Here is a 16534-nt window from a genome sequence, read left to right on the forward strand (position 1 = left end):
TGATTTTCAGCATTTTAAAATATTTTTGAAGTAAAATTTTAACAGGCTTTTAAAAGACTGATGTAGTAATGATGTATTCCTATTTTGTTAATTTAAGTTCTATATATTAATAACTTAGAAATTTTTTATTAGAAAATTTGTAAGATTCTCCTTTTTATCCAGATCCATTTTTTTACGTAAACGATAGCGATGTACTTCAACTCCTCTTACAGAAATTCCCATTAAAGGAGCGATCTCTTTTGAGGTTAAATTCATTTTTAAATAAGAACATAGTTTCAAATCTTTATTCGTCAGCTTAGGGTAGCTGTCTAAAATATCTTTAAAGAAGTCTTCGTGTAATTCATTGAAATTAGTTTCAAAAACCTTCCATTCATCTTTATTTTTTATTGCTCGGTTTATCTTATTTAGAATGTGTTTCATTTTAAATTGATTCGAAAAGCTGTTTTTATCTTTATTTAATTCGTTTTGAATTTCCATAAGCATTTCATTTTTCTTGGCGGCAACCATAGTTGTATTAGCCAATTCTTTTCGTTTTAGATTTATTTGATTCATCAACCTTTCCTTTTCAAGGTTATTAAGGCGTTCTTGATGTTCTTTTTCAAATTTCTCTTCCAACATTAACTGGTGTTTTCTAAGTTTTAATTGATTCACCCAGTAAACAAGAACAACCAAAGAGAGAATAAAAAGGATATAAGCAAGTTTCATTAAATTGGAGAGATACCAGGGAGGTAGTATTCGAAAATCAAAACTATTCTTTTTAACAATTTGGGCCTGAGGGCCTATTGCTATTAGTTCAAGTTCATAATCACCGTGATTAAGATTCTGGAGATTTATTAGTCCGTCTTTAACTTCACCACTTAGGGTATCTTCGCCGTTTAAGCGATATCGTAGACCCATTGCTCCCGAAATCGGGAAAGAAATATGAATATTTAAATCCCTGGATGCCTTAAATGGCACCTCTGGATTCTCAGCTAAATTATAGCGCTTTTCAAGATCCTGGAAACCTTTTACCGAGGGCTTACTTACATAAACATTGTCAAGATTCTTTATAAATCTGGTAAGATCAATTCGCGCGAAACCATCGTTTAATGCTATATAATAAAGGGAATCTCCATTCTTTAAGATCTTTTCGTAGTTCTTAACTACACGATTGTTTAAGCTCGCAGGCCCAATCACTATATTATTATCATCAAAACTGGTGAATTTCAGAGCATTGTTTTCAGTATGACTAAACCAATACGAATTACTATCCTTCAGCAACATTTTATGTTTCCGAAAAGGCTCTAATTCCTCAAATATCTGCAATGAATTTTTAAAGGAATTGTACTTAAACCAATTATCCCCATTAAAAATAGCTAATTGATTATTTATCCTAAACACATCTGTATTAATACTATTACCGCCATCTGGGATACGAATTTTTTCAATGCTTTGGGTGTTTTTAAAATGATTCCCAAATTCAATTCTATAAATGCCTTCATAAGGGTGGGCTGCCCAGAGCGTATTTTCATTTTCAAAAACTATATTTTTAACAGGAAAATTTAAACTATCAAGCTCATAAATGCTATCTACATTTCGGTTGAGATTTCGTATTCCTGTATAACTACTAATCAAATATTCATTGGTCTTAGAAGGAAGTTCAATAATTTTAAAACTACCGGTAGATGTTTCTACGGGCTCCAATTTATTGCCTAGCAAACGGTAGGTACCGGTGTTATGGTTTACATAAAGTGTATCGTTTAATATTTCAAGATTCCATGTATGCCCTTCAGCTCCTTCAATAATTTCAAGCTTATTATCTTCAAAGGTGTAAACCCCTGTATTACTGGCCAAAAACATTTTATTTTCATGAAATTCGAGATCATAAACGGCTCCCAACTCCCCTGTTTCATCGGTATAGAACTCCACAGGAGAATCTAACTCCAATCTATCAATCCCGTTATCCAGACTTAACCAAATATTCCCATACTTCTTTACAAAGCCTAATACAGTATTATTTTGTAAGCCATTTTTTCGATTAAAAACTGTATAGTTTTTATTTTTTATATCATAATTAATGATTCCGTTTTTAACGGTACCCAGCAATAAATTTTCATTTTCTAAATCCAGAATATGGTTTAGTTCTGAACGCTCTAATTCTTCCAGTAATTCTGTATCATCAAACAATTGGCAAACTTCGCCGTCATATTTAAAAAGCTTCTCTCGGGTACCAATAATAATTTCTTCACCCTTAACTGCCATATCTATAATCACCTCATCTTTTAAAATATCCTGATTAGGTAATTTTTCTAGTTCATTATTCTCATCGAGGGAAAATATGCCATCTTTTCTAACTGCCAAAAGAAGTTCATCTTTATAAACAATCATTTTATTACTTACCACATTTTGAATGGGTTCAATGGTTTTATGATCATATTTATATATGGCTCCAAAAGACCGGAAATAAATATCATCTTTAAAAGCCAGAATTTCCCAAAACTCTTCGCTTTGCATAGCGTATTTCCCTAGTTTTGGTATGAGCGATGTGTAATATAACTTTCCTGTATTGTCCTTTTTCCAATATCCAAATTCCTTATAAGAACCAGTAAAAATCTTATCCTTATACACAAATACTGACCGAATAATACTTCCGTTAGGCAACGGAAATAGCTCCCAGGATTGGCCGTCAAAACTTAATAGTCCCTGGTTATTTGCTGCATAAATAATACCCTCTTCGTCTACATCAATACTCCAGTTTTGACTTGCAGCATTATAAACATTAGAAGAATAATTATGTATGGGTGGATTAAGCCTTTGGCTACATACGATAGTGGCTTGAAATACAAGAATCAGGAGGCAAAAATACTTTCTATTAAAACAAAACATAAAATACAATTGAGCAGTTTTTGTATAGGTCTAATTTAAAACAAAAATACATACTTTTTGTACCTTAGGTCTTTCTCAATTAGATAAACAATTCTTTATGGTTTCTAAAAAATCTTTTTTCGTTATTCTAAGTCTTCTTGTTGGAATCTCCAGTCTTTATTCCTGTAAAAGTAATACCGATGAAAAAAAAGGAGAAAAAGATCCCGAAAAGAAGCGACCTAATATTGTTTTTATAATGACCGATGATCATGCTGCACAGGCCATTAGTGCTTATGGTCATCCCGTAAGCCAACTTGCTCCAACACCAAATATTGACCGTATTGCGCAAAACGGGGTTAAATTCAATAATAATTTCTGTACAAATTCTATTTGCGGGCCGAGCCGAGCTGTAATTTTAACGGGGAAACATAGCCACCAAAATGGCTTTAGAATGAATGGTGATGTTTTTGATGGATCACAACCTACCCTTCCCAAATATCTTAAAGAGGTGGGCTATCAAACTGCACTGTTTGGAAAATGGCATCTCCATGGATTACCGGAAGGTTTTGACTACTGGAATATTCTTGTAGATCAGGGAAATTATTACAATCCAGATTTTATAAAAGGAAAGGATACCACACGAATTAAAGGTTATGCGACCGATATAATTACCGAAATGGGATTAGATTGGTTAAAGAACGATAGAACTAAGGAAAAGCCTTTTATGCTAATGGTGCAACATAAAGCGCCTCATAGAAACTGGATGCCGGCTCTTAGACATATAAATAAATATGATTCTACAGAATTCCCATTACCTGAAAGCTACTTTACAGATCACAAAGGGCAAATAGCGGCACAGCAACAACAACAAACTATTTACGAAGATATGTATGAGGGCCATGATCTTAAAATGACCGTGGCAAAAGGCAGTGACTCTTTAAGACATAATCCCTGGAAAACTGATTTTGAAAGAATGACTAAAGAACAAAGAGCAACCTGGGATAAAGGCTACCGTCCAAAAAATGATGCTTTTCACGATGCGAATCTTGGTGGAGAAGAATTGGCAAGATGGAAGGGCCAACGCTATTTACAGGATTATTTGGCTACTATAGCTTCAGTAGATGAAGGCGTGGGCGAGATTTTAGATTACTTGGAAGAAAGTGGTTTAGATGAAAATACCCTCATTATTTACACTACAGATCAGGGTTTTTATCTTGGGGAGAAAGGATTTTTTGATAAACGATTTATGTATGAAGAGTCTTTAGCAATGCCTATGCTTATGCAATTCCCGGCAGAAATTGAGGCAGGCAGCGAAATTGATGCGCTTACTCAAAACCTCGATTTTGCGCCTACGTTTTTGGATTTCGCACAAGCCGAAATTCCGGCAGAAATGCAGGGAAAATCTTTAAGAGCTCTAATGAACAACTCAATTAGCGATGCAGACTTTAGAAATGCTATTTATTATCATTACTACGATTTCCCGGCATTTCATATGGTAAAGCGACATTATGGTGTTAGAACTGATAGGTTTAAACTTATGCATTTCTACGACGATATAGACGAATGGGAAATGTACGATCTCAAGGAGGATCCTAAAGAGATGGACAATATTTATAATCATCCAGATTATGCTTCAGTAAGGGAGGAATTACATAGCAGTTTAGATTCCCTTCAGCAGAAATATAAGGTTACCGAAAAAGAATTTGAAACTACTCCTGAAGAACAGGTAGAACGAAGCTATCGTAATTTCGAGAGATTAGCGGGAGAAAGCCCGAGAAACTAGAAAAATCACAAAATTTAGTATTTAATCCAACTTATCGGAATTTTTCCTATTTTTGAATCAAACTTCAAGAATTATGATGTTTGATAGAATTAAGGAAAAGCTAAATATTTTGGCTGATGCAGCAAAATATGATGTTTCCTGCTCCAGTAGTGGAAGCAAGAGATCTAATAAAAATAAAGGCCTTGGAAATTCAGACGGGATGGGAATTTGTCATTCTTATACCGAAGATGGGCGTTGCGTTTCCTTACTTAAGATTTTACTTACCAATCATTGCATTTTTGATTGCGCCTATTGTGTTACCCGCCGCAGTAATGATATAAAACGAGCCGCCTTTAAAGTCCAGGAAGTGGTAGATCTTACTATTAATTTTTATCGAAGAAATTATATAGAAGGTTTATTTCTAAGCTCAGGTATTTTCAAAAATGCCGATTTCACTATGGAGCGCTTAATCCAGGTGGCCAAAAAATTGCGTTTAGAAGAAAATTTTAATGGCTATATTCATTTAAAATCTATTCCCGGCGCCAGCGACGAACTTATGTATGAAGCAGGACTCTATGCCGATAGATTAAGTGTAAATATTGAAATTCCCACAGTTTCCGGTTTAAAAAAATTGGCTCCCGAAAAAGAACATTCCGATTTTATTAAACCAATGGAAAAGGTTAAAAATGAAATTATTCAATATAAATCTGAGAGAAAAATAATTAAAAGCACTCCAAAATATGCACCGGCCGGGCAAAGTACCCAAATGATTGTAGGAGCTACAGGAGAAAGCGACAGGGAAATTATGCTTTCCGCTAATCATTATTATACAAATTATAATATGAAGCGGGTATATTATTCTGGCTACGTGCCCATAAGTAATGATCCCAGGTTACCTTCGCTAGGATCACAGGTGCCCATGTTACGCGAAAACCGACTTTACCAAACCGATTGGCTCATGCGTTTTTATGGTTATAATGTTAATGAATTACTCAATCAGGAATTTCCAAATTTAGATGTAGAGGTTGATCCTAAATTAAGCTGGGCGCTAAGAAATCCGCAGCATTTCCCGGTAGATATTAATTTAGCTGAAAAAGAAATGTTACTTAGAATCCCGGGAGTTGGATTAAAATCGGTAAGCAAAATCTTAAATGCCAGAAGATACAGAAAACTAAATTTCGACCATTTAAAAGCTATAGGCGTGGCATTAAACCGGGCGCGCTATTTTATGATTTGTGATTCCAGGGGTTGGGAAAAGCGGGATTTGGGTTCTGCGAAAATTAAATCTTTGATTCTTCGGAATTCTGTAGGAAAATTTAGAAAGGAATATAGCAGTCAATTAAGCTTATTTTAATGAAAACCACCTCCCTCAATTACGATGGTACTTTTAATGGTTTACTAACCAGCATTTTTATAAGTTATGAAGAAAAGTTAAATGTGGTATCCATTAAACCGCCAGATGCGATTAATGTAGATTTATTTAGTGAGAATATTCAGATAGTTTCCGATTCCAAGAAAGCCAATCGTGTATGGCAGGGTTTTAAGAAATTCGCAAACACGCGTGGTCAAAATGCAATTTACTACGCCTACTTAAGTGAACAACCTGGAATTGAATTAGATATTCTAAGATATTTTCAACATACTTTTGAAAATAGAGAAAGTATAGATGGTGATTTTTCTAATCCAGCGATTTTAAGAGTGGCGCAAACTGCAAAAAAAGTAGGACGTGAAAAACATAGAATGGAAGCCTTTGTTAGATTTCAGCTTACCAAAGACAAGATTTATTTTGCTACCATAGCGCCAGATTTTAATGTAATACCTATCCTTAATAAGCATTTCACTTCTAGATATAGTGATCAGCAATGGATAATTTATGATACTAAACGTAAATATGGACTTTATTACGACTTACAGAAAGCCCGGATAATAAGTATTGATTTTTCGAGAAATTTAGAATCTTCAGAAGAAAAGCAAGGAATTTATGATGATACCGAAGAAGATTTCCAGAAATTATGGAAGAATTATTTTGAATCTACAACCATCAAATCCCGCATAAACAGAAGGCTTCACCACCAACATGTTCCTAAACGCTACTGGAAATATTTGATTGAAAAGAATCCCTTGCATAATTAAAAAATAGTTTAAATTTGCTCCTTCAACTAATTAAACAAATTCTAAAATGAAAAAATTATTTTTACTTTTTGCTGTAGCAACAATGTCTCTTTCTATTTACTCTTGTAGAGAAACTACTGAAGAAAAATCTGAAGACGCTATGGAGTCTGCAGGTGAAGATATCGAAAATGCAGGTGAAGAAATGGAAGCTGAAGCCGAAGAAGCTGAGCAAGAAATGGAAGACGAAATGAACGAAAACGACGATATGTAGTCGTTTCTTTCAAAGAAATTTCAAAGCCGCTTTCTTAGCTGAAAGTGGCTTTTTTTTATTATACCCAAAATCAATAAATTATGAAAAAAGTAATTTTGTTATTGTTAGCGACTTTCTCTCTTAGTTTATATAGCTGTAGAGAAAGCACCCAGGAAAAAACTGAAGATGCAGTAGAGGCTATTGGCAAAGACATCGAAGATAATGTGAATAAAGCTGGCGAAAAAGTAAAAGAAGGTGCCAAAAAAGTTGAAGAAGGCGCTAAAGATGTAGAAAGGGAAATAGATGAAGAAATTCACAACACCGATGATGTGAATGATAACTAGCCAGAAACCTGATGAAAAATAGTCTTGTTTTTTAATAAGTAATTATTAAAAAACAAGACTATTTTTTGCGTTCTATTACATAGTTCACCATTAACTCTAAAGAATCTCGATAAGATGAATCTGGGTATTCTTCTAAGAGTACCATAGCTTCCTGCTGAAATTCTTCCATACGCTTTACCGCATAATCAAGCCCCCCTTTATCTTTCACAAACTGGATTACCTCTTTTACCCGCTTTTTGTCCTTATTGTGATTTTTAACCGAATTGATCACCCAATCTTTTTCTTTTTTAGTCGAATTATTCAGGGCATAGATCAAAGGCAAGGTCATTTTTTGTTCTTTGATATCAATACCGGTAGGTTTTCCTATCTTTTCATCCCCATAATCAAAAAGATCATCTTTTATTTGAAAAGCCATTCCTATAAGTTCTCCAAAACGTCGCATTTTTGCGACAGCATCAGATTCCGGTTTTACTGAAGCGGCACCCAAACTGCAACAAGCGGCAATAAGTGTAGCTGTTTTTTGCCGAATAATATCATAATAAACGGTTTCGGTAATATCTAAACGCCTGGCTTTTTCAATTTGCAAAAGCTCACCTTCGCTCATTTCCCTAACGGCTACTGAGATAATTTTTAGCAGGTCAAAATCATTATTGTCTATGGAAAGTAATAAACCTTTAGAAAGTAAATAATCGCCCACTAAAACGGCAATTTTATTTTTCCACAATGCATTTATACTGAAAAATCCACGACGGCGGTTAGAGTCATCTACCACATCATCGTGCACTAAAGTGGCAGTATGAATAAGCTCAATAACTGCAGCCCCGCGATAAGTACGCTCGTTCACATTCCCGTTTGAAACCATTTTGGCTACCAGGAATACAAACATAGGACGCATTTGTTTCCCTTTACGGTTTACAATATAATGCGTAATTCTATTAAGCAGCGCAACCTGGGAAGACATAGATTCCAGGAACTTTTTTTCAAAAAGTTCCATCTCTTTCTCAACCGGAAGTTTTATTTGGGAAATTACTTTCATAAAGCCACCAAAGATAATTATTTATAGACAATATTCAGTGGTGGTTTGTCTTTCTAAATAAAGTAATTAAAGAGCAGTTAAGCCGATTTATTAGCCAACTGGCCACAAGCAGCATCAATATCCTTTCCACGAGAACGTCTCACGGTTACTGTAATACCATTTCGCTCTAAAATTTGCTGGTACATATCTGTAGCATTAGAAGAGGCTTGTTGGAAATTCCCGTCGTCTATAGGGTTATATTCAATCAAATTCACCTTACAGGGCACATAATTGCAAAAGCGCACCAGGGCTTCAGCATCCTTGCGGGTGTCGTTAATATCTTTCCAAACAATATATTCGTAAGTGATTCGGCTTTTAGTTTTAGAATACCAATATTCTAAAGCTTCCCGAAGATCATCTAAAGGAAAAGTTTCATTAAATGGCATTATTTGCGTTCGCACTTCATCTATTGCCGAATGCAGGGAAACTGCTAATTTTATTTTAGCCTCATAATCAGCTAATTTTTTAATCATTTTTGGAACTCCTGAGGTAGAAATAGTAATTCGCTTGGGAGACATACCCAAACCTTCTGGGGAAGTGATCTTTTCTACCGCTTTCATTACGTTATTGTAATTCATAAGCGGCTCTCCCATTCCCATAAAAACAATATTGCTAAGCGGCCGGTCAAAATACAGGCGGCTTTCATTGTCTATTGCAACTACCTGATCATAAATTTCATCTGGATTCAGGTTTCGCATTCTTTTAAGCTTAGCCGTAGCACAAAATTGGCAATCTAAACTACAACCTACCTGTGAAGAAACACAAGCGGTGGTCCTACTCGCTGTGGGAATTAAAACCGATTCTACTGTGAGTTGATCGTGTAACTTTACGGCATTTTTAATTGTGCCATCGCTACTACGTTGCATCCGGTCTACCCGAATATGATTAATTACAAAATTCTCGTCCAGCATTTCACGGGTAGCTTTAGAGATATTGGTCATAGCCTCAAAACTATGCGCGCCTTTATTCCAAAGCCATTCATAAACCTGACTTCCGCGGAAAGATTTATCGCCATTGGATACAAAAAATTCCTGCAGTTGTGCTTTGGTAAGTGCCCGTATGTCTTTCTTCTTATTTTTCACGCTGCAAAAGTATGAAGAATTAAAGGATTTTTAAGTTAAGCTGAAGCTAAGTGTTTTAATTTCTGAACTTAAGCTAAAGAAAAAGCCACAACTTAATCTTATAAGCTGTGGCTTTTTAATATAAATTCTTTTTAGAAACTAGATAATCAACATCGCATCTCCATAAGTATAGAAACGGTATTTTTCTTTTACCGCTTCCTCATAAGCACGTTTCATAAAATCGTGACCAGCAAAGGCCGAGATCATCATAAGGAGTGTAGATTTTGGGGTATGGAAATTAGTGATCATACAGTTTGCAATACTAAAATCGTAAGGAGGAAAAATGAATTTATTGGTCCAACCACTAAACTCATTTAAAGTATGGTTTGAAGAAACTGCGCTTTCCATAACACGCATTACGGTAGTACCTACAGCACAAACTCTCCTGTTTTCGCGTTTCGCTTTATTAATAGTTTCAGTGGCTTTCCTTTCAATAAAAGCCTCTTCGCTATCCATTTTATGTTTGCTAAGGTCTTCTACCTCAACCGGGCTAAAAGTTCCTAAACCAACATGTAAGGTAACTTCAGCAAAATCTACTCCTTTAATTTCTAAACGCTTTAAAAGATGTTTAGAAAAATGAAGTCCAGCCGTTGGTGCCGCTACAGCTCCTTCTTCCTTGGCATAAATTGTTTGGTAACGTTCCTGGTCTTCAGGTTGTACCTCACGTTTTATATATTTTGGAAGTGGAGTTTCCCCAAGTTCCTTCAATTTCATTCTGAAATCTTCGTAAGAACCGTCATAAAGAAAACGAAGTGTTCTTCCGCGAGAAGTAGTGTTATCTATAACTTCAGCTACTAAACTTTCGTCATCACCAAAGTAAAGTTTATTCCCGATTCTAATTTTTCTTGCAGGATCTACAAGTACATCCCAAAGTTTAGTTTCAGGATTTAATTCTCTTAATAGGAATACTTCAATCCGCGCACCGGTTTTCTCTTTATTTCCATATAAACGTGCCGGAAAAACCTTGGTATTGTTCAATACCATAACATCTTCTGGCTCGAAATAATCTAGAATATCTTTGAATTGTTTGTGCTCAATTGTTTGTTCTTTTCGGTTAAGAACCATAAGCCTTGCTTCATCCCTGTTCTCTGAAGGATACTCGGCCAAAAGTTCATCCGGAAGTTCAAAATTGAAGTGTGAAAGTTTCATTCCCATAATTGAATTTTTAGAAGCGGCAAATATACAATCTCAAGGTAGGGGTTGTCAAGTATTTAACGGTTTATTTAAAAAAGTCTTTTAAATTGAAGTTTTTTCAACCTCGAAATTGAGTTTTTGAAAATCTTCCCAAAATCCGGGATAGGATTTTGAAACAACTTCAGCCTCTTCTATTTCAAAGGGAACTTTAAGTGCAAGTGGCGCAAAAGCCATCGCCATACGATGATCATTATAAGTAGCTACCGAAACATTCTTTGAAAAATTTTCCTCTGGAAAAAGTTCCAGGCTATCCTGATTCACCTCAACTCTACTACCAAATTTTTCAATTTCGGTTTTTAAAGCTTCCAGCCTATCTGTCTCCTTAATTTTTAAAGTGTGCAAACCGGTTAAATAACAAGGCACGTTTAAAGCTAAACAGGTCACCGCTATAGTTTGAGCGATATCGGGAGAGTTTTGAAGGTTTTCTTCTATCTGTTTTGGTTTACTACCCGGGCGTTTTTCTAAAATAATATGATCGTCTTCAAATTTAGTAGTAACTCCAAATTGCTTATAGATTTCAGCAAGACAGGAATCACCCTGCAAACTTGTTTTCCTATAAGTACTCAACCTAAGATCGGCAGATTCACATATTGCTGCCAAACTATAATAATAAGAAGCAGAACTCCAATCTGATTCTACTGCCAAAGTTCGTTTTTCTAAGCTTTGAACGGGCTGAATTTTAATTGAATTTCCCTCAAAAATGCCTTGCACACCTGCGCGTTGTAGAATTTCTAAAGTCATTTTTATATAAGGCGTAGAAGTGATCTTACCTTCCAGATTAATTTCGAGACCCTTTGGCAAAGAAGGCGCGATAAGCATTAATGCTGAAATATACTGGCTGCTAATATTGGCTGCTAAACTTACTGATTCAGTCTCTAACTTTTTCCCTTTAATTCTAATTGGTGGATAACCTTCGTTCTTTTCATAAGAAATATCGGCTCCCATTTTTCTTAACGCATCAACCAATAATTTTACGGGACGCTCGGTCATTCTTTTACTTCCGGTTAAAACTACTTCCCTGCCCTGTTGGGTTGAGAAATAAGCAGTCAAAAACCGCATTGCAGTACCGGCGTGATGAATATCTATTAATTCATCTTCGCTCTCCAGTGCCTTTTGCAAATAATGTGTATCATCACTATTAGAAAGGTTACTAATCTTTAAGCCAGGATATAAAGCCTGAAGAATTAGCAAGCGATTAGATTCACTTTTAGAACCGGTAACTTTAATATTACCCTTGAGATGCTTTTTTGTATTTAATATCTTTAAATTCATTAATTGCCTTTATTAATTTCCAGCATCTTTCTTCTGTTTTGCCCTAAACTGCCCAAAGGAAATAATGAATCCATAAGCAAAAGCGGCAAGTAACTGCCCCGCAATAAACCGAAATAGCTTTCCATCTTCGGTACGTTCAGCAAAAAAGGTTTTAAAATGAAATCCGCCATATTCAAACAGCATACTTACTACATCATAGACAATAAGAAAGCTTATACCAAGCAACAAAACCGACTTCCAAAAAGCTCTTTGCGAAATCATCTCTTTGAACTTCATTATTTTAACTTTTGGTTATTATGATGCCTGTCGTGATCTCTTTTTGTTTTAAGATCTAATTTTTTATCAAAAGCTTCCTGCAAATTAACCCCGGTTTGATTGGCAAGACATAGCACTACAAACATTACGTCTGCAAGCTCTTCTCCAAGATCTTTTTCTTTATCAGATTCTTTTTCGCTTTGCTCCCCATACCGGCGTGCAATAATCCTTGCCACTTCGCCTACTTCTTCGGTAAGCTGTGCCATATTGGTAAGCTCATTGAAATATCGAACTCCGTGTTCTTTGATCCAGTCGTCTACAGCTTTTTGAGCGTTTTCTATGTCCATTTTCCGTCTTAAGATTTTGACAAAACTATAGCTTCTGAATGTTTATTTACCATTTCACCGTAGAAATTTTTAAGCCCTTCATAATCTTGTGAAGTGTAAACCATATTATTCATATCTAAAGAAGATTCTATCCTTAAGAATTTTCCGTTTAAGGCAACTACAAATTTAAATACTCCGGTTCCATTTTTGAGCTCTACTATAGCACTCTCGGGTAAAGACTCTACTTCGTAACCATCGGGAATAAGCAGATTTATTGTTTTACTCTCGGTGGAAGGAAAATCGAAAAATATAGGATAACTGCGTTCCTCGCCCTTAAAAGGATTTTCGTTGAGCCCGGCAAAAACCATAGGTTTAAAATAGATTTTGCCATTTATCGTTTCCATCGCATCTTTTAATTCGAAGTTATAACTCTGCTTAATGGTTTTTCCAATAGCCTTCTCATTTGAAATAGCTACCTCAGAAATAAGAATATTTCCTTTATCTTTTTCAAGAACCTGCACATATTCCTTAGGCGCTAAGCCCAGGTAATTATCTCTAAAGTTTTTAGCATACAAACCATTGATATTCCTTACAGATTTTCCTTTTATAACCATCTGCTCATCAAATTGCATATTAAGCATGGTGTTATTCTGTGATTTTACGGTAGGCATCAAATTTACCCAATCTGAAGATCCATCTTCTCTTATAATTCTTCCCTGCCAATTCATAGCTCTCTCTGGCAGCTCGCCTATAGCCACGTTTTTATCGGTTGCATCAAGTAAAATAGTATTATCCTGATTTTCAACCGCTGCTATTACATAATTAAACCCGTTTCTGGTAGGGTATATCGGGATACCGTGAGACCTGGTACTCACAAGAACAGGATTGGCGTTAAAACCAGCATATCTTAACATACTCACTAACATAAGATTTACATCCCCGGTATTTCCTTCTCCATTTTTATATGCTGCTTTTACCCCGCTTTCTGCCTGGAAACCTATAAAATCGTTCCAGGTCATTTTACTTTTTACATAGTTAAAAAGCTTTTGCAATTTCTCTGTATTATTCTGTGTTTGCGCAAGTAATTCGTCAATATCCTTATCAAAAAAATTGCTCCTATTCACCTCTTGTTTGAGCCCAGCATCATTATAAATGCTTTTTGCCACTCCCTCCCAGGTTTGTGAATAGTTTTCAATTGGATCATCTGGAAACTTGGTATATTGTAATTCCCAACGTAAATAAGCCGCGTAATTTTGAAGATAATCTACATATATTTCCTGCTTTAGAGGAGGTATCTCATCTCGCTTAAAGCTATAAATATCCTGCATATAATTCACACTTCTTTCGTTGTAATTGGTTTTTACCACGCGATCACCAGTTCTGCTTTTTTGCATATACCTATAGGTGAAATTTTCCCTTGTTTTATCTATTGGAAAAACAATTGGGGAATAGGGGTTATAATGCATTCTGAAACCAAAAAATTCAGGTATTTTTAATTCTGCCTCTAACCTGTTCACGGGGATATCAAATTGAAGCGGCACATCGTCTATCGAGGTAAGAAAAGGGGAACGTATAGTATACGTATATTCTATCACACTACCTTCAGTTACCGCTGGCATTGTGAATTTGGTTTTTAAAGTGTATTTATTGGTTTCCTCATGAAAAATCCCATTATTTTTAAGTTTTTCATCTACAAGTTTCCCTTCAATTAAATTATAAGTATAGCCTTTGATATTTCCTATCTCTTCCTTCTTCATCCCATTAGTGTAGGCACTAATAGTTTTATTAGCCCAATCAAAACCTTCTTTATTATAAATCTTAATTCGCTCGTGAATTTCGGTAACCAGGGTTAAACCTTTGTTTTTAGTTATCTCATAAAAAACATTATGCTCTCTGAACAATACTGCTGCATTGGCTTCTTTAAATTTGGGATGTTCTTTTTCAAGCACTTCCTCTTTGGAAACCTTACCGAATTTGAAATCCTGTGCCTGAAGCAAACACACTGAGAATAAACTGATGATAAAAAAGTAAAAATGTTTCATAATAGATTAATTACTGGCTAATACTGCTTTTTGATTTGAATAAGATTTTATTTGATGCATAAATTTGCGATAGGAATTATATTTTGTGCTATCCCAATTCCCTTCGTTTAAAACCAAAAGTCTTTCTACATTTAGCCCCGTGCCGTCAATCGTGGTTTTAATAGTAAAGTTTCCGAATTCATTTTCAATGTTAACCGGCTCCGGAATGGACTCAACTATATAACCTTTCGGTAATTGAAATTTGAAAGCATCTTTAAAAGTTTCTCCTCTTTCTATTACTAGCGGAAGAATTCTGTTTTCATTTCTAGGTAAATTGAAGGTTTTTGCCTGTAGAAAATTAACGGGTAATAACAATCTTTTCCCAGCCTTTGAAGCTAATTTGTTTCCTTTAATTTCTAAATTTTCAGTAAAAACAATTGAATCTCTATTATTTTCAAAAGCAATTTTACTGAACTCCAATTCTTTTAAATGCCCCCAATTTTCACGATAAAATATTTTTTGATGCTCTTCTTTCATATTGCTAATTCCATAAGAATCTCCATAAGGAACGCCAGAATTTTTTCGAATAACTGCTGCAGTGAATCCTCCACTCTCGTTTAACTGAATTTCAGTTATGCTCTCCTTAAGATTTGATTGGGTGTTATAAATAGGAGTACTCGTAATTTCGCCGCCTTCAGGGGTTATTTTTAGTACTTTTCTATTATCGGTAAAATCGCCTAAATAGTTAAATGGTGTAGATTGGCTGGTACATTCCAGCCATATTTCCTCTTCTTCCAGGGGTAAATTTAAAATCACATGGTTTCCTTGCATTGAAGCAAAATCGGGATCTATATTTTCTTTATCACCTCCATAAACCACCGTATAATATGATGAGATATTTTGAGATTCCAGAAGGGCTTTAGTATAATTGGTAAGCGCTTTACAATCGCCATAGCCAAGCTCATCAACCTGGGTAGCATTCATTGGTTCCCAACCACCAATTCCCAATTGCACGCTTATATAACGCGTATTTTCCTGAACGTAATTATAAATTATTTCTGCCTTTTCTCTATCGGTATCGGCACTTGCGGTAAGCTCATTTATTTTTAAAATGGTTTCCTGCGGAAGTTCAGTTTTTCCATTCAGCAAATAATCATATTGCCATTTCCCTAATTCTCTCCAATTTGAAGCTTTCCCAGTCACGCCAACCAAAGCAAACTCATTTAATGCCACTAAAACCTGCGGACTATAGTTGGAAAGATCAGGGCTCAAATATTCATTTTTAACTGCAGAAATATTCTTTGCTTCATAAAATAATTCTGAATCTGAATTATTCTTTTTTAGATCTAAATCTTCAAGATTCCTTTCTTCATATCTTAATGGGATGGCCTTAGGATTCAGCAATTTATAAGAAGTATTTTCTATGCTAAGGTTATAACTCCCTAGAGGTTTCCAGGGTTGAAGAAAAATGGTAGAATTTGTCTCTACCTCACTTTCGTAAGCGATGGTGATTGGATAATCTTTAATTGTATAATTTAAATGACTAAGCCGATTATCACTATACAATGTCCCTGAACCAACCAGACTGCGATCCTGAAAATCTCGTTTTTTTATTTTATCAATTTCTTCTCCCAGGCTATTGTAAACCACAACTTGCTGATCCTTAATTTTTATATTATCATCATAAAAATCGTAGGCTTGCGCGTGTTGTTCCCCATATTTATTCAACACGGTAACTACACGCTGCGTCTTGATCTTCATCTTATCTATAGAAAGAATAGATATTTCTATAGATTCATTTCTAACAATAGCATTTGCATTGGAAAGTAAGTTGGGATCAATGGAGAAAATAGCATAATCCTGACTATAAATAATGGTAGTACCTATTTGAAAAAATAAAAATAGGGCTAATAAAATCTTGCGCATTTATCTAAAGAGATGAAGTTTAGGGTCGCAAG

The 16534-nt window shown here is 35.2% G+C and carries 14 protein-coding genes; 5 read left to right on the plus strand and 9 right to left on the minus strand.

What is annotated here, in order from left to right; translation table 11 throughout:
• Positions 1–114: 114 nt before the first annotated feature.
• Positions 115–2865, minus strand: coding sequence for a LuxR C-terminal-related transcriptional regulator (locus FG27_RS04615; RefSeq protein WP_037316144.1), 2751 nt, complete (start codon positions 2863–2865; stop codon positions 115–117).
• Between the two features lie 97 nt (positions 2866–2962).
• Between FG27_RS04615 and FG27_RS04620 the strand changes: the two genes are divergently transcribed.
• The 5 genes from FG27_RS04620 to FG27_RS04640 all read left to right on the plus strand — a co-directional run bounded on the left by FG27_RS04620 (position 2963) and on the right by FG27_RS04640 (position 7312).
• Positions 2963–4627: a sulfatase gene (locus FG27_RS04620; RefSeq protein ID WP_037316147.1), complete on the plus strand. Its 1665-nt coding sequence runs from the start codon at positions 2963–2965 to the stop codon at positions 4625–4627.
• A 73-nt stretch (positions 4628–4700) separates the two neighbouring features.
• Positions 4701–5960, plus strand: a complete 1260-nt coding sequence (locus FG27_RS04625) for a putative DNA modification/repair radical SAM protein (protein ID WP_037316150.1) — start codon at positions 4701–4703, stop codon at positions 5958–5960.
• Entirely contained in the window at positions 5960–6739 is a 780-nt protein-coding gene (locus FG27_RS04630; protein WP_037316153.1) for a TIGR03915 family putative DNA repair protein, read from the plus strand. The genes FG27_RS04625 and FG27_RS04630 overlap by 1 nt, the downstream gene beginning before the upstream one ends.
• A 46-nt stretch (positions 6740–6785) precedes the next feature.
• Positions 6786–6989 (plus strand): hypothetical protein, encoded by a 204-nt coding sequence (locus tag FG27_RS04635; RefSeq protein ID WP_037316156.1) that lies wholly within the window; start codon positions 6786–6788, stop codon positions 6987–6989.
• 80 nt (positions 6990–7069) lie between these two features.
• Complete coding sequence (locus FG27_RS04640; protein ID WP_037316159.1) at positions 7070–7312, plus strand: hypothetical protein; 243 nt, start codon at positions 7070–7072, stop codon at positions 7310–7312.
• A gap of 58 nt (positions 7313–7370) precedes the next feature.
• Here the strand turns inward: FG27_RS04640 and FG27_RS04645 are convergent, their stop codons facing one another.
• From FG27_RS04645 to FG27_RS04680, 8 genes are all read right to left on the minus strand, one after another.
• Complete coding sequence (locus tag FG27_RS04645) at positions 7371–8348, minus strand: polyprenyl synthetase family protein (protein ID WP_037316162.1); 978 nt, start codon at positions 8346–8348, stop codon at positions 7371–7373.
• Positions 8349–8425: 77 nt separating this feature from the next.
• Positions 8426–9469, minus strand: a complete 1044-nt coding sequence (gene rlmN / locus FG27_RS04650) for a 23S rRNA (adenine(2503)-C(2))-methyltransferase RlmN (protein ID WP_037316164.1) — start codon at positions 9467–9469, stop codon at positions 8426–8428.
• Positions 9470–9607: 138 nt separating this feature from the next.
• Positions 9608–10663 carry a tRNA preQ1(34) S-adenosylmethionine ribosyltransferase-isomerase QueA gene (queA, locus tag FG27_RS04655; RefSeq protein ID WP_197051663.1) on the minus strand — a complete coding sequence of 352 codons (1056 nt, stop codon included), beginning with the start codon at positions 10661–10663 and terminating at the stop codon, positions 9608–9610.
• Positions 10664–10744: 81 nt separating this feature from the next.
• Positions 10745–11974: a 3-phosphoshikimate 1-carboxyvinyltransferase gene (aroA, locus tag FG27_RS04660; RefSeq protein WP_037316167.1), complete on the minus strand. Its 1230-nt coding sequence runs from the start codon at positions 11972–11974 to the stop codon at positions 10745–10747.
• A 12-nt stretch (positions 11975–11986) separates the two neighbouring features.
• Positions 11987–12250: a hypothetical protein gene (locus tag FG27_RS04665; protein WP_037316178.1), complete on the minus strand. Its 264-nt coding sequence runs from the start codon at positions 12248–12250 to the stop codon at positions 11987–11989.
• Positions 12250–12576 (minus strand): nucleotide pyrophosphohydrolase, encoded by a 327-nt coding sequence (locus FG27_RS04670; protein WP_037316180.1) that lies wholly within the window; start codon positions 12574–12576, stop codon positions 12250–12252. Before FG27_RS04670 ends, FG27_RS04665 begins: the two co-directional genes overlap by 1 nt.
• 8 nt (positions 12577–12584) lie before the next feature.
• Positions 12585–14597 carry a transglutaminase domain-containing protein gene (locus tag FG27_RS04675; protein WP_081912590.1) on the minus strand — a complete coding sequence of 671 codons (2013 nt, stop codon included), beginning with the start codon at positions 14595–14597 and terminating at the stop codon, positions 12585–12587.
• 6 nt (positions 14598–14603) lie between these two features.
• Positions 14604–16502, minus strand: a complete 1899-nt coding sequence (locus FG27_RS04680) for a DUF3857 domain-containing protein (protein WP_037316182.1) — start codon at positions 16500–16502, stop codon at positions 14604–14606.
• Positions 16503–16534: the final 32 nt, after the last annotated feature.

The sequence above is a fragment of the Salegentibacter sp. Hel_I_6 genome (assembly GCF_000745315.1).
Taxonomy (GTDB): domain Bacteria; phylum Bacteroidota; class Bacteroidia; order Flavobacteriales; family Flavobacteriaceae; genus Salegentibacter.